16 protein-coding genes are annotated in these 20,282 nt (G+C 44.9%); 3 read left to right on the forward strand and 13 right to left on the reverse strand.

Features of this window, described 5'->3' with window-relative positions; genetic code table 11:
• Positions 1–34: 34 nt before the first annotated feature.
• Complete coding sequence (locus P0M28_RS14555; protein ID WP_302210652.1) at positions 35–946, reverse strand: TIGR01777 family oxidoreductase; 912 nt, start codon at positions 944–946, stop codon at positions 35–37.
• Positions 947–1,336: 390 nt separating this feature from the next.
• Between P0M28_RS14555 and P0M28_RS14560 the strand changes: the two genes are divergently transcribed.
• On the forward strand, positions 1,337–1,603 hold the full coding sequence (locus P0M28_RS14560) for a helix-turn-helix domain-containing protein (protein ID WP_302210653.1): 267 nt from the start codon (positions 1,337–1,339) through the stop codon (positions 1,601–1,603).
• 49 nt (positions 1,604–1,652) lie between these two features.
• On the opposite strand, the gene P0M28_RS14565 is transcribed toward P0M28_RS14560, so the two are convergent.
• Entirely contained in the window at positions 1,653–2,036 is a 384-nt protein-coding gene (locus P0M28_RS14565; protein WP_302210654.1) for a carbonic anhydrase, read from the reverse strand.
• Positions 2,037–2,095: 59 nt separating this feature from the next.
• Positions 2,096–2,359 carry a hypothetical protein gene (locus tag P0M28_RS14570; protein ID WP_302210655.1) on the reverse strand — a complete coding sequence of 88 codons (264 nt, stop codon included), beginning with the start codon at positions 2,357–2,359 and terminating at the stop codon, positions 2,096–2,098.
• Between the two features lie 289 nt (positions 2,360–2,648).
• Between P0M28_RS14570 and P0M28_RS14575 the strand changes: the two genes are divergently transcribed.
• Both P0M28_RS14575 and P0M28_RS14580 read left to right on the forward strand, forming a co-directional pair.
• The gene (locus P0M28_RS14575; RefSeq protein WP_302210656.1) at positions 2,649–4,064 is read left to right on the forward strand and encodes a four-carbon acid sugar kinase family protein; all 1,416 of its coding nucleotides are present in this window, start codon (positions 2,649–2,651) and stop codon (positions 4,062–4,064) included.
• Positions 4,065–4,209: 145 nt separating this feature from the next.
• A complete protein-coding gene (locus P0M28_RS14580; RefSeq protein ID WP_302210657.1) occupies positions 4,210–5,040 on the forward strand; it encodes a phosphogluconate dehydrogenase C-terminal domain-containing protein in 831 nt (276 codons plus the stop codon).
• 280 nt (positions 5,041–5,320) lie between these two features.
• Here P0M28_RS14580 and P0M28_RS14585 read toward each other — a convergent pair whose 3' ends face one another.
• The 10 genes from P0M28_RS14585 to P0M28_RS14630 form a co-directional block, all read right to left on the reverse strand.
• Entirely contained in the window at positions 5,321–8,635 is a 3,315-nt protein-coding gene (locus P0M28_RS14585; RefSeq protein ID WP_302210658.1) for a VPS10 domain-containing protein, read from the reverse strand.
• Positions 8,636–9,019: 384 nt separating this feature from the next.
• Positions 9,020–11,026: a retaining alpha-galactosidase gene (locus P0M28_RS14590; RefSeq protein ID WP_302210659.1), complete on the reverse strand. Its 2,007-nt coding sequence runs from the start codon at positions 11,024–11,026 to the stop codon at positions 9,020–9,022.
• 117 nt (positions 11,027–11,143) lie between these two features.
• Complete coding sequence (locus P0M28_RS14595) at positions 11,144–12,454, reverse strand: efflux transporter outer membrane subunit (RefSeq protein WP_302210660.1); 1,311 nt, start codon at positions 12,452–12,454, stop codon at positions 11,144–11,146.
• Positions 12,455–12,565: 111 nt separating this feature from the next.
• Complete coding sequence (locus tag P0M28_RS14600; protein ID WP_302210661.1) at positions 12,566–15,748, reverse strand: efflux RND transporter permease subunit; 3,183 nt, start codon at positions 15,746–15,748, stop codon at positions 12,566–12,568.
• 128 nt (positions 15,749–15,876) lie between these two features.
• The gene (locus tag P0M28_RS14605; RefSeq protein ID WP_302210662.1) at positions 15,877–17,028 is read right to left on the reverse strand and encodes an efflux RND transporter periplasmic adaptor subunit; all 1,152 of its coding nucleotides are present in this window, start codon (positions 17,026–17,028) and stop codon (positions 15,877–15,879) included.
• Between the two features lie 545 nt (positions 17,029–17,573).
• Positions 17,574–17,942 (reverse strand): hypothetical protein, encoded by a 369-nt coding sequence (locus P0M28_RS14610; protein WP_302210663.1) that lies wholly within the window; start codon positions 17,940–17,942, stop codon positions 17,574–17,576.
• The gene (locus tag P0M28_RS14615; protein ID WP_302210664.1) at positions 17,939–18,595 is read right to left on the reverse strand and encodes an alpha/beta fold hydrolase; all 657 of its coding nucleotides are present in this window, start codon (positions 18,593–18,595) and stop codon (positions 17,939–17,941) included. The genes P0M28_RS14610 and P0M28_RS14615 overlap by 4 nt, the downstream gene beginning before the upstream one ends.
• 30 nt (positions 18,596–18,625) lie before the next feature.
• A complete protein-coding gene (locus tag P0M28_RS14620) occupies positions 18,626–19,441 on the reverse strand; it encodes a DNA alkylation repair protein (RefSeq protein WP_302210665.1) in 816 nt (271 codons plus the stop codon).
• Positions 19,442–19,502: 61 nt separating this feature from the next.
• Positions 19,503–19,826, reverse strand: a complete 324-nt coding sequence (locus tag P0M28_RS14625; protein ID WP_302210666.1) for a type II toxin-antitoxin system PemK/MazF family toxin — start codon at positions 19,824–19,826, stop codon at positions 19,503–19,505.
• Positions 19,826–20,062 carry an AbrB/MazE/SpoVT family DNA-binding domain-containing protein gene (locus P0M28_RS14630; protein WP_302210667.1) on the reverse strand — a complete coding sequence of 79 codons (237 nt, stop codon included), beginning with the start codon at positions 20,060–20,062 and terminating at the stop codon, positions 19,826–19,828. Before P0M28_RS14630 ends, P0M28_RS14625 begins: the two co-directional genes overlap by 1 nt.
• Positions 20,063–20,282: the final 220 nt, after the last annotated feature.

The raw sequence follows: 20,282 nt of genomic DNA on the forward strand, positions 1-20,282 counted from the left end.
ACTATAACACCTTAACACTCCAGCACTAGAATATTTACTTCAACAAATCCACCAAAGCCGGGCGCAAATCTGTGTACTTAAACTCAAATCCTGCCTTCTCAATTTTGTCGCTCTTCACCCGGTTTCCTCCAGTTACCACTTGAGCCATTTCTCCCAGTAGCAATTTTAAGGCAAATGCGGGTATGTTCGGCAAAAATAGCGGCTTATTTAGTACATCGGCGGTCTTTTTGGTAAGTTCATGGTTCGTAGCTGGGTTCGGAGCTACTCCGTTGTATACACCTTGAATCTCACGCTGCTCTAAGGCAAAAATGAATAATCGGCAAAGGTCATCCAGGTGAACCCAACTCATGTACTGATTACCTCGCCCTAGTGGTGCCCCTACTCCAAATTTAATAGGTTGCATAATTTTGACCAGTGCTCCCCCCTTTTCACTAAGCACAATACCGATTCGAATTTTCACTACCCGAAGATTTAACGGATTTATTTTATCTACGGCTGCTTCCCACTGGTGCGTAACTTCTGCTGCAAATCCATCGCCTGAAGGGCTTTCTTCATCTACCCAAGTTTTGCCTGTATCAATACCGTAGTAGCCTACTGCCGAAGCCGATACAAAGGCTTTAATAGCATGGTTGTTTAGCTTAGCAATAGAATCTCGCAGCAGTTCAGTAGATTCAGTACGACTTTTCAGAATTAGTTCTTTGCGTTTATCAGTCCAGCGTTTGTCGGCGATACCCGCTCCCGCCAGATGAATGATATAATCTACTCCGATGAGGGCTTCGGGGTCTATCTCTTTTTTCTTGATATTCCACTGGTAGGTTTTCACTTTTTCATCGCCCGAAACTGAACGACTAAGGTGAGTAACGGTGTAGCCTTTTTCTTGTAGTAGTTGGGTAAGACGAGTGCCAACCAAGCCGGTTCCACCCGAGATAAGTACAGTAGCGTTCATAGTATTAATATTCTTTCCGGTTAAAGAACTTGCTATCGCTACTTCTGTTTAACCGCCCTGAAGGCTTTCGGGTAATATTTTAAGCCGACTATTGATTTTCTGTAACGCATGCATGAAGCCATCTTCATTGGCCAGAGAGACAAAAGTTCGGCGACTACCCTGGTAACGAATCAACTAAGTCTTCCAAGCCCATTGTAACCATATTGGTTAGATATTCCAACCACTAGGCAAGACTAAACCAGTCAGATGATTTTTACGTATAATAGTATAACAACTAAATAAAAAAGTATTACTACTAATAATCTTTTGATTTATGCATCTGTAATCTCTAGATCGAGAAAAGCATACGAGAGAATGCACAACCAATAAAGAACCTCAAATACTACTAGAATGAGCAAGCTATTTTCAAAAATGATAGACAAGTTTTATAGGATTGACCAGCTTATCCGTATGAAGGCAACCGGACAACCTCACGAATTGGCCAAGCGACTGAGGGTTTCACCCAGCACAGTTTACGAGTACATGGATATTATGCGGAGCGTGTTGTCAGCTCCCGTTAGATATTGTCACACTAGTCGCTCTTACGTATACGAGGAGGAAGGAAAGCTTTTTCTAGGTTTTAAGAAGAAACCATTACTAAACAAGCGAGCAGTGTAGAGACGGAGTTACCATGATGAAGATATCATGAGTGCGAAAATAGCCATGCTTAGCTTATTACTTTCACACTGATAGTCTTTATGAATAAGAGTACGGCTAGTCTTCTAGAAATGAGACCTTTCCCGTATCCATTGTCTACACAAGATAAAACTATCGCTTTGGGATACTGGGCATAAGTGCTTTTTCTCACTTGCTTAGAATGGTTCCGGGCAGTTAAATCATTGCTTATAAACCGTTGGTTTCCCTCTCGGAAGAGGCTAATTACTTCGTCAGGAATGAGTGCTGCTTGCTCTTCGGCGGTAAGCACCTCTTCTAGCGACGTATCTGATACTACCTCATCTGCTGGTTCTTTGGTCTGATTGCTTTGATTATTACAGGCAATAATACAGGTGGCGATACTAAAAAGAAGTATTGATTTAGTTACAGTCTTCATAGGTTCAGATTGACTATCGTGTGATAGAGGGATTTCGCTGATACTCTTTCAAGAGACTGTCAATTTCTTTGCAAAAGAGAATCTACCCTTGCGGATTTATCTTCAATCAGAGAGTCCAACTTATTCACTTTCTCCATTTCATAGTTAATTATAGAATCCAGTTGCTCTACTTTTTCTATTTCGTAATTGATGACAGAATCTAGTTTTTCAACTTTATCATCTAGTAGATTCCATTTCTCACTGGCCTGCTCTCTTATTTCACCACAGCTTGCAAGCACCACAATGCCACTTATAATAGATAATAGGTTCAATCGTGTTTTCATTATTTATTCGTGTTAGTTTAAAAAGTCGATTTACTTCAGGTTTTTCAACCGCTCGAGCTGATACTGAAGTACAATGATAATATCTACCACTCGGATTTTACCGGAGTGGCTTTGTCACCACCCAATCAGAAAAAATGTTGTTCTGGTGTATGCTGTTACTGATTTCAATACTAGCCTTTGAGCTGAGGGGAAAATGAATAAGTTTGGATGCGGTTGGTATCAAAAAATGCACTTTCTAGTTTCAATCTCACGCAAGCGGTTTAAATTAGACCAAGCAAGCCAATAGCCTATGCCACTTCATTCATCTATTACTGATCAACACCCTATTTTTTTGAGCTTCTACGGCGATGATTTCACCGGATCTACCGATGTGATGGAAGCTCTAGCACTCAACGGCATTCCTACGGCCCTATTTCTAGCTCCACCCAGTCCCGAAGAAATTGAGAAATTCTACCTGAAAAATACCGTAAGTGGCTCTGAAAGAAAACTGGCAGCCGTAGGTGTAGCGGGCATTAGCCGTAGTCTTTCCCCAGCAGAAATGGATGATTATCTTCCGCCTATTTTTGAGCAACTTAGCCAGATCGATAGTGCGTTTTTTCACTATAAAATCTGCTCTACTTTTGACTCATCTCCCCAGGTGGGCAGCATTGGGCACGCTACTGATTTAGCCTATCCTTATTTTTCTTCGGACTACATTCCGCTACTAGTTGGTGCTCCCTCGCTTAATCGCTTTTGTATCTTTGGAAATCTGTTCGCCCGGGTAGACGGAGCAACCTATCGGCTCGACCGTCACCCAACCATGTCGCGCCATCCGGTAACACCCATGCACGAAAGTGATTTACGCCAGCACCTAGCCAAGCAAACTAATCGCCCGGTACAATTGATGGATTTATTTACACTAGAATCCGATGAAGCTACTCAACAAGACAAATTAAATGAACTAACGAAGCAGTCGGGCGATTATCTGCTTTTTGATACCTATAACGAAGAACATTTATTAGCCGTAGGGCAAATTCTATGGAATAAGCGAGCTAAATGTCGGCAATTGCTTGTAGGGGCTTCAGGCACGGAATACGCTATTTGCAACTACTTACAGCAGCAGGGGTTGCTAGAAAAACCTTCGCCACCTAGTTCACCTGGAAAAGCTGAACCGGTTATTGTGATGGCGGGTAGTTGCTCTCCTACTACCGCCGAGCAACTAAGGTGGATTATTCAGCAAGGGTTCGCTGATATCCGAATTCGGAGTGAAAAATTAGTTCACCCGGATAAACGTGATGCTGAGATACAGCGAGTAGAAACGCTAGCGTTAGAAGCATTAGGCAGAAAACAGCCCGTTGCTATGTATACCGCTCTAGGTCCCGACGATCGGAGTATTGCTACTACCAACCAGCGGAAGCAAATACTTGGATTAGATAAAACGCCTACTAGTGCCTTACTAGCTGGGGCACAGGGGAAGATACTAAAATCATTATTAGAAAAAACCTCAGTAAAACGAGTAGTAAGTGCCGGAGGGGACACCTCGGGCTACATTGCCCAGGAACTAGGAATTTACGCTCTGGAAACACTCATGCCGATTGCCCCCGGAGTGCCACTGTGCACCGCTCACGCTCACGATGCTCGTTTCGATGGACTACAAATTGCCATGAAAGGAGGACAAAACGGAAAAACCGATTACTTTGCTTCTATTGTACAAGGTAGTGCTTAGTATTTTAGTGTTATTGTATTAAGTAGTCAGTTCATGCCACTTATAAGGTCTACAACACACTACACCAAACACTGTAACACCGAAACACCGAAACACTATCGTACTGTAACACCAAAGAACCATAACACCCTAAAACTATTTAATTATGAAAAATGTCGTTTTAGTCGGAGCAGGAGGAAAGATGGGGATGCGAACTACCGCTAACCTGAAGGGAAATGCAAATTATGAAGTTTTTTACTTGGAAGTAAGCGAGGTGGGTATTGCTCGTTTGCAGGAAAAAGGCGTTCACGTTTCTCAGCCTGAAGATGTACTACCTGAAGCTGACATCGTGATTCTGGCGGTGCCCGATGTAGCGATTAAGAGCGTAGCCTCGAGTATCGTTCCTCAGATGAAGTCGGGGGCAATGGCGGTTACGCTAGACCCGGCTGCCCCTTGCGCCGGACATTTGCCTGAGCGTGAAGATGTAACCTATTTTGCGGCTCACCCCTCCCACCCTTCAGTATTTAACTGGGAACCCAATGAAGAAGCTCACTACGACTATTTTGGTGGAATTGCGGCCAAGCAAACCATTGTGTGCGCTTTGATTCAGGGACCGGAGGAAGATTATGCCGTTGGCGAAGCATTGGCTAAGGAAATGTACAAGCCCGTGACCAAATCCCATCGTGTTACTATTGAGCAAATGGGCATTCTGGAACCGGCTTTATCCGAAACCTTCGGGGCTGCTGTGGTTACCGTGATGAAAGAAGCCGTAGATACGGTAGTGGCGAAAGGTGTACCGAAGGAAGCCGCTTATGATTTCTTCTTGGGTCACATCAATATCGAGTTGGCACTGCTATTTGATCAATTACCCGGTGGGGTATTCTCCGATGCTGCTCAGAAAGCTATCATCTACGGAATTCCGCGCATTTTTAAAGATGATTGGAAAGATGTATTTGAGTGGGAAAATGTAATGGATCAGATCAAGGCGATTACCTAGATACTTCGGAAGTTTACCTTCACCAGCCGCCCGATCATCGGTAGACAATTGCCCAGGAGCTATTGCATCTGATTAAATCCAATGCCGAAACTGCTCGTCTGCCTAGTTAATCACCCGCTCAACTTCGGAAAGCTGAGAGGGCTTCTCGTTCTTACGAAGAAGTTGTTCAGAAATACGAAGAGAACCTTGGTTGAACAAAGTGAGTACCGGGGTCTCTTACATATAAGAAAAGAGACCCCGGAATTTGCGCTGCTCATCCGGGGATAATTTAGTTGTTAACTTACCTGTTCGGACCAATAGGTGGAACAGGCTCGCCTTCTACCCAGGGGGCACCCGCTTCCATCAGAGCTTTGGCTATTTCAGACATCTCGTTCTGGGTAGACTCCAGTTCGGTATGAATCTCCTGAACCTGATTTTTCACAATAGCTAGTGTTTTTTGGTGGGTTTCGGTAGGGCCGTAAGTAGAGTGGCCGATGCCAATTTCTAGTGAGAACAGCCGCTGCCCTACGGTTGGTTTGGTCTTCTCACCTACCGCGAGCTTAGCAGGATTGCCACTTAGCGTTTCTTCCATTCCCAATAGGTTCTGCTTTACTTTGTATAATCGCTGATCTAGCGCCCCGGGAACTACCGGAGCTTGGGCTAAAGCGGTTTGCATTCGGTCAGCTTTGGTTAAAGCGTTATTTAACGAAACTTCTAGAGCGGTAGCCGAACGTAAAGCATCCTCATAAGATCGCCAGAACTGAGCCGTCTCCTGAGCCGTAGCTCCTTCCAATGCTCCGTCGCGCAGTGGTACTACTTCAAAGCTGACTGACTCAGAGAGCTTGGTTACCTCACCATCTACCTGCTTGTACAGCGTAGCGGTATAAGTGCCAGGTGTGACCATAAAACCCTGCGGAAGTTCATCCTCAGCAGGTTCTTTGTCTAAATGAATAGGATAGGGTGATGGATAGCGTAAATCCCAGGCAATGCGATGAAAACCACTTTCGGTAGAACCATCTACTCGGCGGATGGCGTTACCCTGATTGTCTTTAACTGCAATCCAGATTTTCGGCTCCGCCTGAGTCATTTCGGTAGCTAATTTATCCCAACCGGGGAAAGGTACATTTTGATTCTGGGCGGTCAAGGTTTCTTCCTGCTTCATGCGCTGCTCTTCCTGAGTCGTCAGCCCGTCTTTCAGGTAGTAAGTAAAAACAGCACCAAAGGGAGGATTGGGTGCTACGAAATGAGAAGCACCCTGCGAACCTTTTTCATCGTCAAAACTTAAATGCGAGCGAGGCACGTACCAATCAGCATCTTGAGGTTCGAATAATGTAGCTTCGGCTAGTAGTTGCTCTTCGGATAAGTTTCGTAATGCACTGTAATCATCCAAAATGAAGATTCCACGACCGAAAGAAGCTACCACCAGGTCATCTTCCCGCTTCTGAATCGCCAAATCGCGGAAAGAAATAGTAGGCAAGCCTCCGGTCAGTTCTGTCCACTGCGCCCCACTATCATTAGTGAAGTAAATTCCGAATTCCGTCGCCAGAAACATGAGGTTTTTATCTACGTGATCTTGCACAATACGCCATAGCAGCGTGCGGTCAGGAAGGTCACTGGCCATCGGCTGCCAGGTACGTCCTCGGTCAGTACTCTTCACCAAATACGGTTGAAAATCGCCGTATTTATGATTATCCAGTACTATGTAAACGGTATTAGCATCGTGTAAGTCAGCTTTAATATCGTTTACAAAAGCAGTGGCCGGAACGCTGGGCATACTGCCTACGTCAATCTTGCGCCAGTTGGCACCTCCATCTTCGGTTACCTGCACAATACCATCGTCGGTTCCGGCGTAGATCAACCCTTCCTGCTGCGGTGATTCCGCTAAAGAAGTGATGGTATTATAGTTAGACATAGCACCCACATCCCAGGCTCCATCGTAGCTTTGCACTCGTTCCATAATCGGTAATGTAAAGCGATCTTGATTTTTGGTTAGATCACCGGAAATAGCCGTCCAGGCATCGCCCCGGTTATCAGACTGCCAGACCCGCTGAGAAGCAAAATAAATTTTAGTTGGGTTGTGCGGGCTTACCAGAATAGGTGAGTCCCAGTTGAAGCGTTCGTAGTCTTCGTCGGCATCGGGCTGAGGTTGAATATCTACTACTTCACCGGTAGTCATATCAATGCGCGATAGTGTTCCTTCTTGCCGTTCCGCGTACACAATGTCAGGGTTACCGGGTTCGGTAGCAGGTTGGTGCCCGTCCCAATTGAGTACCACTCGCCAGTCCGAATTCTGAATGCCGTGTACGTTGTCGGTTTGAGATGGTCCGCCTTGCGTACTGTTGTCCTGCGTACCGCCGTAGATATTGTAAAATGGTTCCGCATCGTCCAACGCAATTTTGTAGTACTGCGTAACTGGTAAATTTTCCATAAATCGCCAGTTGGCTCCCAGATCAAAACTTTCGTATAGTCCACCGTCGGTACCGACTAATAAGTATTCCGGATCATCTTCTCGAAAGGCAACGGCGTGGTTATCACCGTGCTTGTGGGCATTGTTCAGTCGCTTAAAGGTCTTTCCGCCGTCTTCTGAGTATTGCATGTGAGAATCAACCAAGTAGAGTCGTTCAAATTGATGAGGCGAAGCGTACAATTCTTGGTAGTAATGAGGCCCAGTAGCCCCAGCTACGGCATCAGATCGTTTTTCCCAGGTGCCACCTCGATCAGCCGAACGATACACGCCCCCGGTACGACGGTCTAATTCAATTGCCGCATACACAATATCGGGCTGCTGAGGTGAGATTGCTAAACCAATTTTACCCATATTACCTTCAGGTAAGCCGGTAGTTAGTTCTTCCCAAGTTTCCCCACCATCCTGACTGCGGTGAATACCCGAACCCGGACCACCACCCAGGTAATTGGCTACGTTCCGGTGGCGCTGCCAGGTAGCGGCGTACATCCAATCGGGGTTACGCGGATCAACCATAATATCGGTTACACCAATCCACTCATCGTCACCCAGGGTTTTATTCCAGTTTTTACCGCCATCGGTAGATTTGTAGAGCCCTCGCTCGCCACCTTTGTTCCAGAGCGGTCCCTGAGCTGCTACCCAGATTACATCCGAGTTTTCAGGGTGAACAATGATTTTAGAGATGTGCTCTGACGCTTGTAGCCCCATATTCTTCCAGGTCTGACCACCGTCGGCACTACGATAAATTCCATCGCCGTAACCTACGTGACGGCCTCCCACATTCTCGCCAGTCCCTACCCAAACAACGTGCGGGTTCATTGGATCAACGGTTACACAGCCGATGGAGTAAGAGCTCTGATCGTCAAAAATAGGCTTAAAAGTGACCCCAGCGTTAGTCGTTTTCCAGACACCTCCCGAGCCAACAGCCACATACCAGGTGTTCTGATCTTCGGGGTGAATGGCTACATCGGCGATTCGCCCCGACATAAAACCCGGACCAAGACTGCGGAATGCAAGTCCGGCAAAAGTAGAATCAGCCATCGTACTGGATGGGCTGTTTTCGCTACTGCGGTTTCTTCTTTGAGCGTAATTATCGTAGATAATCACCAGCAATAGTCCGATTGCTAGAAGGGAAGGGAAAAATCTTTTCATAACAAGGTTTGTAGTGTTTGTGAAAATTATATCAGGATCAACTGAGTTTTGCGAGCCTGATCAGGATAAGGCTATTTTGATTACGGAAGGTCAGTGTAACAAGAAATGGTAACTATGAATTTGTATTACATTTACTTTTGAGTAGTAATGTAAAGATAAGATATTATTCGGTTCTTAAAAGATATACCCAAACTCGCAATGACATTTAAAATGTATAATTATAGTTTGTTGAGCTAGCAGTTTCCAACCACTTTTTATCTTCTCCTTCTTCGTTAAGAGACTCTCTAATTATCGCTCAGTCGTTAATGTCTATCATTTGAATTTGTTATTTTCTTAAATCCTCCCAACCCCCTTTAAAAAAGAGGGAGACAGAAAACATGAATTTTATTCCTGATAAATTCGGGCTACGTAGCCACCGCCGGGTGCCATTTTTGCAGTAATCTGGTGATTTTTGGGTACTTCTGTAGATACTTTTCGGTAATCCTGAGCGGTTTTGTGGGCGTTGATGCCATCTTGAAAGACTTCTGCCTGATACTTTCCATCAGCTAGAAAAGATAAGTCTAGCGTTATTTCGCGGGCATCCCAGTCGGTTAAAACACCTAAGTACCATTCATCTCCGCTACGACGGGCAATGGCTACGTAGTCACCTACTTTTCCATCCAATACTATGGTTTCGTCCCAGATAGTAGGTACCGTGGCAATAAAATCAGTGCATTCCGATTCTTCTTCGTAGGCAGTAGGGTCGTCGCAGAGCATGTTGAAGGGGGACTCAAAAATTACGTACTGAGCCAACTGCCGGCAGCGGGTACCTTGGCTCATGGGTTCGGTAAACGCCGGATAGTAATTTTCTTTAATGGCATTACGCATGGCTCCCTGAGTGTAGTCCATTGAGCCAGCGACCATGCGAATGAAGGGAATTTCTACATCGTAGGTTACTTGGTCTACATCGGGAGTGTCCCACTTCATTTGCTCCAGTCCGTGTACTCCTTCAAAGTTGAGCACATTGGGATAGGTTCGATTCAAGCCAGTGGGTTTGTACGCTCCGTGAAAATCCAGAAAGAGTTGGTGCTTGGCAGCTAACTCAGCAGCCCGGTAGTAAAAATTCACCGCTTCTTGGTCGTCCCGATCCATAAAGTCTACCTTGAAACCCTTTACTCCCATATTAGAATAGTGTTTACAGACATTTTCCATATCGCGCTCAAAAGCGTGGTAACCAGCCCACAGTACAATATCTACTCCTTTCTGCTGGCCGTAGTTTACCAATTCGGGCAGATCGATTTCGGGAATAACTTGCATTAGGTCGGCCTCGCTATTGACGGACCAGCCTTCATCCAGAATAACGTACTCAATGCCCTGCTCGGCAGCAAAATCAATGTAGTACTTGTAGGTTTCATTATTAATTCCTGCTTCAAAGTCTACTCCGTACAGGTTCCAGGCATTCCACCAGTCCCAGGCCACTTTGCCAGGCTTGATCCAAGAAATATCCTCTACCCGCGAGGGTGAAGCCAATAAATACACCAGATCACTATCGGCCAGTTGCTTATCTTCCTCTGAGATCACCATCACCCGCCAGGGAAAAGCGCGACGACCTGGTACGCGGGCGATATAGTCTTTCCGTTCGGTTACGCGCATCTGCAAGTTATTATGCCCACCCTGTTCTTCTCGTTTAGGATAAGCAGCGAATACGGCATCTAGTGACTTTTCTTCGCCACCGGAGTTGAGGTACATACCCGGATAGTCTTCCAAATCGGACTCGGTGATGCACACCTTTTTTCCATTGCCCACATCTACTAGCGCCGGAAGAATAATCAGTCGCTTATCGTCCAATTGGGAGATGAGGGCTTTGTCGTAGGTATTCTCGAAGGAACTCTCAAACTGCGGTTCGTAGCTGGTATGGTCATCTACGTTGGCATAGGGTGCCCAGACCGGGGCGTCTTGAGCGAAGTTAAAAGCTGCATTTTCATTCATCACCGTCAGGCTGTCTCGGCGGTCGGTCGCAAAGCGGTAGGCCACTCCTTCATTGTACGCCCGGAAGATAAGGTGGTAGTTACCTCGAAAGTTCAATCGTAACTCGTTGTAGTGGTCGCGAATCTCGCTACGCTTATAAAATGGTGATTCAATAGTTTGATCTACCTCGTCAGTCTTTTTGTTTCTCAAGTGGGAATTAGCTCCTAGCGTTTCATCATTTGCCAGCTCCATAGAAATTGGGGAAGGCGCAATTATCGGATCGGACTCATGGTTTACTGCAAAAGTAATCTGATTGTTAAGGGTAATTTCTACCTGAATTTTTCCATCTGGCGAAGTAACGGTATGAGTAGATTGGGCTAGTGCTTGACTTGTAAAAAGCACAGCTACCGCTAACGAGAATAGCCTAGTTAATAGTAGTTTCATAGGGAAAGGTTAAGTACGCTGAGCAAGATACTTCCCTTTCCTAAAGATGTGAAATCAGGGCAGGTAAATATAAATTTGATACTAAAATTATAGCCAACTTAAAGAGTGTAAACGACATTACTGCCAGCCACCACCCAAGGATTGATAGAGAGAGGTAAGGGCAAGGAATATCTCTTTACGAGTGTTAATCATGCCCAGTTCAGCTTCTAACACCCGTTCCTGGGCGGTAATTACTTCTAGGTAGGTAGCGTAACCGGCAGCAAATAAGTCACTAGAGGTGCTTACAGCAGCGAGTAACACATCGGCTTCTTGCTGTCGCAGCTCGTAGGCTTGCCGGAAATTTTCTACTCGTTGCAGGCTGGTTAGCACTTCCTGATAACCGCTAAGAATAGATTGTTGGTAGTCGTAAAACGACTGCCAGTTTTGAGCAACCATTTGCGCGTATTCGGCCTCAAGCCGATTTTGCTGAAAGATTGGTGCAGTGATTCCATTGAGCAAACCTAGTACTAGCGACTCTGGGGTGGTAAATAGTGACGGAAGGTTATCCGATTGAAATCCCATGTAGGGAGTGAAAGTAAGTGAGGGAAGAAAGGCTGCTTTGGCGGCGGCTACATCAGCTTTGGCCGCGATCAAGACCAGCTCAGCCTGTTGTACATCGGGACGGCGACGGAGTAGGTCGGATGGTACTCCCGCATCTATAAATTCCGGTAGTTGTTGAGCAGCTAAGGAATCGCCTCGCTCAATTGGTTGAGGGTAGCGTCCCAATAGTAAATTAAGTTGGTTTTCAACTTCTACCATTCGCTGCCGCCGTTCGTACTCTAAACTACGGGTACGTAACAGTTGCGCTTGAAATTGTTGAACCGCCAACTCTGTAGCCCGTCCCCCAATCTTCTGAATTTGAATTACTTCCTGCCCCACTTCCTGTAATTCAATGTTTCGTCGGATAGCATTTAGTTCGTAATCCAACCCGAGCAATTCGTAGTACAAGCGAGCTACTTCGGCAACTATAGAAGTTGTTACTAGATGCACTCCTCGTTCGGTGGCTAGGAAGCGGGCATAAGATGCCTCTCGCTTACTTCTAAGTTTTCCCCAGAGGTCAGCCTCCCAGGTGCTTTGCAGGCCAACAAACCACTGAGCTGTTTGCGCGTCTACATTATCATCACCATTAATTGTACCCCGAAGGGCATTGTTGCGAATGTTTCCCGAACGTAAGCGATAACGACCGTCTAACGAAGGGAGCAAGGCACCCCGGCGTATGTCGTAGTTGGCCCGAGCAATTTCAATGCGCTGTACTGCTGAGAGTAAATTTAGGTTACGATTAATTCCGGTATCGATGAGTGCTACTAGCTTAGGGTCAGCAAAGAAATCTCGCCAGACTATATCGCCAATACTCACCGAGTCGCCTTCGCCTTCAAAGGCAGTAGGCATGAGAGCCAATGCAGGAATTTGAGGTTCAGTAATTTTACAACTAGCTACTAAAGTTAAAAGGCATATTACACAAACAGAGTGATACAGTAATGATCTAAAAGGCATAAAATTTTAATTGCTGGATAGAGTCATATCCATCTCAGGCTCAGGCTGAGATTTAGACTCCGGTTGGTGAGTTTTCTCTTTCTTCTTGTCAGAAATAAATGAAGCAAACAGTACGTAGAGACCGGGGATAATAAATACGCCAAAAATTGTACCGATCAGCATACCTCCGGCCGCAGCGGTACCAATAGAGCGGTTGCCTAATGCACCGGCACCTGTAGCCAAACAGAGCGGAATCAGACCACAGATAAAGGCAAATGAGGTCATCAGAATGGGGCGTAAACGCGCTACAGAACCTTCTACGGCGGCTCGTAGTACTGAGTATCCGGCATCACGACGCTGGATAGCAAATTCAATAATTAGAATAGCATTTTTGCCCAGCAGGCCGATTAGCATAATAAGGGCTACTTGAGCGTAGATATTGTTTTGCAAGTCAAGCAAATAGAGCGAAATAAATGCTCCGAAAACACCCAGAGGCAATGATAAGATCACGGGTAGCGGTAGCAAAAAGCTCTCGTACTGAGCTGCTAGTAGCAGGTAGACAAAGAGTAAACAAATGGCAAAGATATACAGTGATTGATCGCCAGCTCCTACTTCCTCCCGGGTCATGCCGTACCAGTCGTGCACATAACCCCTGGGTAGTTCTTCAGCGGCTATCCGATTAATAGCGGCAACCACATCGCCGCTACTGTAGCCGGGTGCAGCCCCGCCCTTTACGGTAGCTGAAGTATACATGTTGAAGCGAGTAAGTTGCTCGGGCCCGTACACTCTTTCCATAGAAATGAATGTAGAGTAGGGTACCATCTCCCCCTTATTATTCTTGATGTTGAGCTTCAGTAAGTCCTCCGGCTTAGTTCGGTATTCGGGTGAAGCCTGAATCATCACATCATACATTTGCCCGAAGCGCACAAAGTCCGAAACATAGATTCCACCAATAAGTGTCTGCATGGTTCGCATGGCTCGGTCAATGGTAATTCCTTTCTTGGCAGCCATATCCTGATCTACTCGCACCAGATACTGAGGAAAGTTAGGGTCAAAATCAGTATAGGCATTCGCAATTTCTGGGGCAGCAATTAGTTTATCAATGAAGCTTAGCGTGACCTGCTCCATACGGGGTAAGTTTCCCCCACCCGTGCGGTCCAGTACCTTCATCTGAAATCCGCTGGAGTTACCAAAGCCCGGTACCGTAGGTGGAAGAAAGAAATCAACCTTGGCATCGGTGATGAATTTGGTTTTTTCTTCTAGTTGCGCTACTATTTCCTGAATGGTTTCTTCCCGCTCTTCCCAAGATTTTAGGTTGACCATTCCCATTCCGTAGGAAGCTCCCGATAGGCCGTTGGTGAGACTGTAGCCAGCCAGCGTAGATACAGAACTTATGGCACTGATGCTGTTAGCGGTGTGCTGTACATCTTCCAGCACGGTTTTCGTACGTTCTACGGTAGCTCCGGCTGGGGTGGTTACGTTTACGTAGATCATACTCTGATCTTCAGTCGGAATGAAACCCGTAGGTAGTACTTTACTCACTCCCCAGGTAGCAGCAAAAAAGCCGAGCATCACCACTACAGTAATCATCCGTCGTCCGGCCAGAAAAGTTATACTGTTTCGGTAGCCATTGGCAAAGGAGTTGTAGCCCTTATTAAACTTTCGGAAAAACCACTGTATTGGCCCCTTCTTCACCTTGCCATGATTATTTCTGAGCATAATTGCACAGAGTGCCGGGGTTAGGGTGACTGCATTGATACCGGAAATTACGATAGCAATAGCCAGTGTAAGTGAAAACTGACGATAGAAAATACCTACTGGTCCCGACATAAAAGCAACTGGCACAAACACTGCCGACATTACGAGTGTAATGGAAATGATAGCCCCACTAATTTCTTTCATAGCCGCGAAGGTAGCTTCGCGCGGCCCCATATCTTCCTCCTCCATTTTAGCGTGAACCGCCTCTACCACCACAATAGCATTATCCACCACAATACCGATAGCCAGCACTAGGGCGAACAGTGTTAGCAGATTAATAGAGAAGCCTAGCTGTTCAATAAAGAAAAGTGTTCCGATTAGTGCTACTGGCACAGCCAGAGCTGGAATTAGCGTAGAGCGAAAATCTTGAAGGAAGATAAACACCACTAAGAATACCAGAATAAATGCTTCTACCAGCGTACGAACTACCTCGTTAATGGATGCATCCAGGAAGCGAGATACGTCGTAGGTAATTTTATACTTCATCCCTGGCGGGAATGTGCTACCCTCAAGGCTGGCTAGCTTGTCTTTTACCAATTGAATAACCTCGCGCGCGTTAGAACCCGGCTGCTGAATAATCATAATAGAGGCGGAGGGCTGACCATCGGTACGAGCAATTCTGCCGTAATTTAGATTTCCGAGCTCTACATCGGCTACATCTTTCAGACGCAGAATGGAACCATCGTCTCCCGCGCGGATTACAAGTTGCTCATACTGCTTAGGTTCTGAGAACTTTCCGGTATAGCGCAGTACGTACTGGAGCACTTGCGGAGCTTTATCATTACTAATTCCAGTGAGGCCGGGGGCTGCTTCAATATTTTGGCTCTGAATAGCGGTAACAATTTCTTCGGTAGATACTTCGTAGGCCGTCATCCGGTCAGGTTTCAGCCAGATACGCATGGAGTAATCCTTCGTACTCATAATCTCGGCAAAGCCTACTCCTTCTACCCGCCTTAGCTCTTGCAGTACATTCAGGTCGGCAAAGTTGTAGATAAACTTTTCATCTAGCGTCTCATCATCACTCAAAATATTGATGTACATTAGGAGGCCTTCTACTGACTTCTCGGTAGTAACTCCAGCTTTGATTACATCATCGGGCAAGTCGTTTACCACAGTAGATACCCGATTTTGTACCTCTACGGCGGCCAAGTCAGGATCAATACCTTCCTCAAAGAATATTTTAACGATGTTGGTGCCTCGATTACTGGAAACGGAGGTCATATAGGTCATGCCCGGCACTCCATTAATTACTTTCTCTAGCGGAGTAGCCACGGTGTTGGAAACCACTTCAGCATTGGCTCCCCGAAACTTAGCCCGTACCTTCACTGAAGGTGGCGCAATTTCAGGAAAAAGTTCAACCGGTAGGGTGAAAAATGAGAGAGCTCCCAATAAGGTAATGAACAGAGAGATAACCAGTGAGAGTACCGGCCGACGAATGAAGATGTTGAACATATGATAGAGTACCTAGTGTTTTGGTGTTAGAGTGTTATTGCGCTAGGTGAGTGTTACAGTATGATTTTCTAAACTAGCATATAGGTTACTATAACACCTTAGTATACAAACACTATAACACTTTTGAATTATAATACTTCTGCTTCTTGTCGGGTCATGGCAATAATGCTATCCAGCCCAACGTGCTGGGGTTCAATTTGCATGCCCTCCTGTAAATTTTGAATGCCTTCAAACACAATCCGGTCACCCGGCTTCAACCCTGATTCCACAATGTAGTAGTGAGAAAACCGCGTCTTAGGAACGAAGTTTTTCATTTTTACCTGATTGAGTGAATCTACTAAAAACACGTAATTTTTATCCTGAATCTCGAAGACTGATTTTTGCGGAACGATTACTGCATTTTCAATGGTGCTGGAAAGACTAATACGTCCGGTAGCTCGGTGCTTCAGAATTTTTTCAGGATTAGGGAAGCGCGCCCGGAACGCAATAGAACCTGTGCTGGCTTTAAACTCTCCTTCCATTGTTTCTATTTTTCCCATGTGCGGATAGGGTGATCCGTCGGCCAAAATGAGATGTACTTCGTTAGAGTTAGCTTCAGCATTACCGCGCATTTTCATATACTGGAGGTACTCACTCTCCGATACGTAAAAGTAAGCAAACACATTACTAATATCTGATGCCGTAGTGAGCAGTGTGCCGTGTTCGATTAAGCTCCCCGTTTTGAGTGGTATGCGGTCAATAATGCCGTCGAAGGGTGCCCGAATACTGGTGTAGGATACTCGCATGGTAGCGTTAGTTTCGGCTGAGCGAGCCTCGGCAATACGCGCATTTACGGCTTCTAGCCGAGCCTGAGCCACATCAAGTTCGGTTTTAGAGATTACATTTTTATCAACTAACACACGTAGCCGATCAACTTCTAGCTCTACGGCTTTGGCTTCAGCAATGGTATTTTGCATGTTCGCCTTCGCCTTCGCCAGCTCAGCTTTGTACTCTTCATCATTAATTTTAAAAAGTAATTGCCCTTTCTTCACCTCTTGCCCTTCATCTACGTAGATTCTTTCTAAAAATCCGGGAACTCGCGCTCGTAGCTCAACATTCTGAATAGCTTGGATATCAGCTACGTACTCCCGATGTAGCGTAGTATCTCGCATCAAAATTTGGGTGACAGGCAGATTTTGAATCTCTTCAGTCGTGATGATTTGAGCTTTTTCGGTACAGCTAGTAGAAGCTAGCGCAACTGATACTACCGCAATTAGCAGACCCTGGATGGATTTTCTCATAAAACGGAAAAATAAGATTAAGTGCATGATATTTTTGCGGATAAACTCTACTAAGAATAAAACTTAAAAATATATTAACTATTGTGTGTTTATTTACATTTTTGGTATGTCTTAAATAATGTGCGTTAGTCATGCTATTGAAACAGATAGCACAGAGTAACCTGTAAATTGTACACCAGCATTTACGAAAATCGTCTGCTGAAAATGGAGGGAGGAGTTGAAAAAGCTCATTCCCTTACTTGAATGTGGGTTAGCGACAGTCCCACTTTATTATAACAACGTTGTAGAAGCTGAAATTAATTCCAGTAGATGGTACTATTTCTGTACTTTTTCCAGAAAAGAAGCACGCTCATTCAATAAACATGAATAATCACACCACTAAATTATTTTTCTCCTAATTTAGTACTATTTCTTTAAAAAATAAAATAAAATTGTGCAATTAAAAATACTCTTAAGTCTTACATTTATAAATGTAGCTAAAAAACAGACAATTAGAGTCATTAACAATCAACTAATTTCTGGATAATGGCGTTACTCAAATCCTCTCAATTTATATATTCTTCTTTCTTCACTAGTGTGAAATACTTTTCGTCGGAGATGATGTATCCCTGATCGTAGCAGAAGTAGTAGGTAGTGCCACTTTTAGTTTGGTAGATATTGGTATAGTAATTAAAATTGAATCCTTTTCGAGCTAGCACATCGCGACGAACCCGGGCTTTTCCGTTAGGATTAAGTTCAGCCAGAATCCGACGATTTTTCCGCAACGCATTGTTAATATTTCGCATCAGTTTGTTGGCATCGCTATTTTGGCGATTGTGGTAGCTATTCCGGCACTGGTCGGTGCAAAATTTCTGATCCATTCGGCCTCGTAATAGAGTTTCACACTCTAGGCAGTGTCTTTCTTCGGTACTCATATCAACGCTGGTTTTACGTACTTTTGCAGTAGTTGGCTTATCGGTTTGGCATGGGTAACAATCATAAAATGTCCGCCCCTCTTTACGGGCACATAATTGTGCAAGTGCCTTACTGGGAAAATACGGTCGTGGGTGCCGTGCAAATGAATTACTGGTCGTTCGACCGAACTGCCTTTCCAAAGCATAATCGCTTCAATGGCCCACTCAGCGAAGGTGTCATCAGTTTCATCAATAGTAACTTTAAGCAACGCCCGGTGACGATCCGATAGCGCGCTGAACCAGTAAGGAGCTACTTTACTAAACACTGGCTTTACCCAGCGGAAGGGAAACAAGCGATAGAGACGCGTACTCCGAATAAAGCGTAATACCGGACTTAGCTCCTCAGGTTGCTTCACACTAGAAATCAAAATCAGTCGTTCGCAGTGGATCATACTGGCTAATTCTTGAGCTACAATACCACCAAATGATAAACCAATTAACGTGACGGGCTGAGTGGTATCAATTTGATCTAATAAACGAGTAGTATACTCTTTGAGTGTTTCTCTTTTCTGAGGAGGTATCCAACGGATAAATCGCTTCTCTACATTCGGCAGCTTAATATACCGGAATGCCTGCTCGTCGGCTCCTAGTCCACTAATGAAATATACGATCATATTAGCTTCTTGTGGCTACGTAAAGCGTGCTTACTTCTTGTCAATGGTTCTTCTGGCTCGCTTTATAATTTTCTGCGTTGCCTGAGTAGGCGATTCTGCCTTCCATCGGTCGCAAAGCTGGGCGACAAATGCGGGCCTCGATTTACTGGCATCGTTCAGCCAATTGCCTACGCTATCTTGCACATACTTAGCCGGGTCAGATTTTAATGGTTCCAGAATCGGTAATCCTTGCTTGTGGTTTTCTTTTAAGCTCTCAATATGCTTGCACCAAACTCCCCGAGGACGAGTTGCTTCCGAAGTAAACCTTCTCACATTTTCGTCTCCACTACTCGTCCAACCACTCAGCACTTGGATAGATTTCGCTAACTCCTGGTCTACAAAAGGCCGAGCTGCTATCCACACCACTTCTCTCACCCCAAAGTGCTTATCAGCCACCAGCGGTTTTATTCGCTTGAGTTTTTCTTCTATCGAGTAAGCATTGTTCAGCGTGATTAAGTAGGGAGCGTAACAGCGCACGGTGTCGGATGGGTGCTGCAATAAATTTTGGAAGATCACTTCGGTCTGATTGGTCTTAGCAGATACCTCGTATACCTCTTCCCCAACTAGTTTCACCGAATTCATGGTAGAGGGCTTTTTCTGACGAGCTAATTTTTCTTGTAACGGTTGCACCATTTCTTCCAGTCCTATCGAGGGAAATGTTTCAGTAATAAGCGCAACTTGGTCAATCGCTAGCCATTCCGTCAGGTTCGCGGTTTCTATTTCACCTTTATTCAGTAGCTCTAACACCTCATCAGGAATGTCATCTACCTTTCTAGCTCCTTTTCGGTTTGGGATTTCTGGGTTCATTTAGTATGGAATGGGGCTCGGAAAGGTACTGCTAATCTTTAGTGATTGTATTTTTCCTCTATTAATCAACAAACATCTCTCGAATGACTTCTTTTACTTTGGCGATCTCAGCATCACTCAGCTTACCTACGGCTCGAGTGATGCTGCTTTTGTCTATAGTTCGTATCTGATCAATCACTACCCAGTTTGGCTTATTTCGGATAGTTACCTCCACCCGGGTTGGGTAAGCTTTAGATTGAGGAGTAATAGGAGCAATCGTTATTGTTTTTAAATGCTTATTCATTTCATCGGGTGAAATGATGACACAAGGTCGTGTCTTCTTAATTTCACTGCCAACAGTAGGATCCAGATTGACAATAGCGATACGATATTGCTCAAACTTCATTAATCCCAGATATCGTCTTCAAACATATCGTCAATGAGCAGTTCGTCATCCCCCGCTTCATGCATTTCCTGAAAAGCTGCTTCCCAATTCTGCCGAGGTTTTTGAACAGGCCTAATTACAATGTGATCATCCTTTAACTCTAATTCCACTTTATCCTGAAACTGATACTTTTCCAAAATCAATTTATTGAGCCGCAAGCCCCTCGAGTTGCCTATTTTTATGATAGAAGTTTCCATGATATTTCCCTCTTTTGTAGTTACAACGTAATTACTTTTATCCAGGTTTCTGCATAGTTTTGTAGTAATGTTTATCTTTTCCTTTTTTCAAATCCCTCTAAGACCTAATTTATCCGTCTGCTTCTCAACCCCATATTTTCTAAATTATTAACGAAGTCTACAAATCTCTCCTCAAATTCATGCTGCTATTTTCATCACTAATCCAAATTTCCCAAAGATC

It is taken from the genome of Tunicatimonas pelagia (assembly GCF_030506325.1).
Taxonomy (GTDB): Bacteria; Bacteroidota; Bacteroidia; order Cytophagales; family Cyclobacteriaceae; genus Tunicatimonas; species Tunicatimonas pelagia.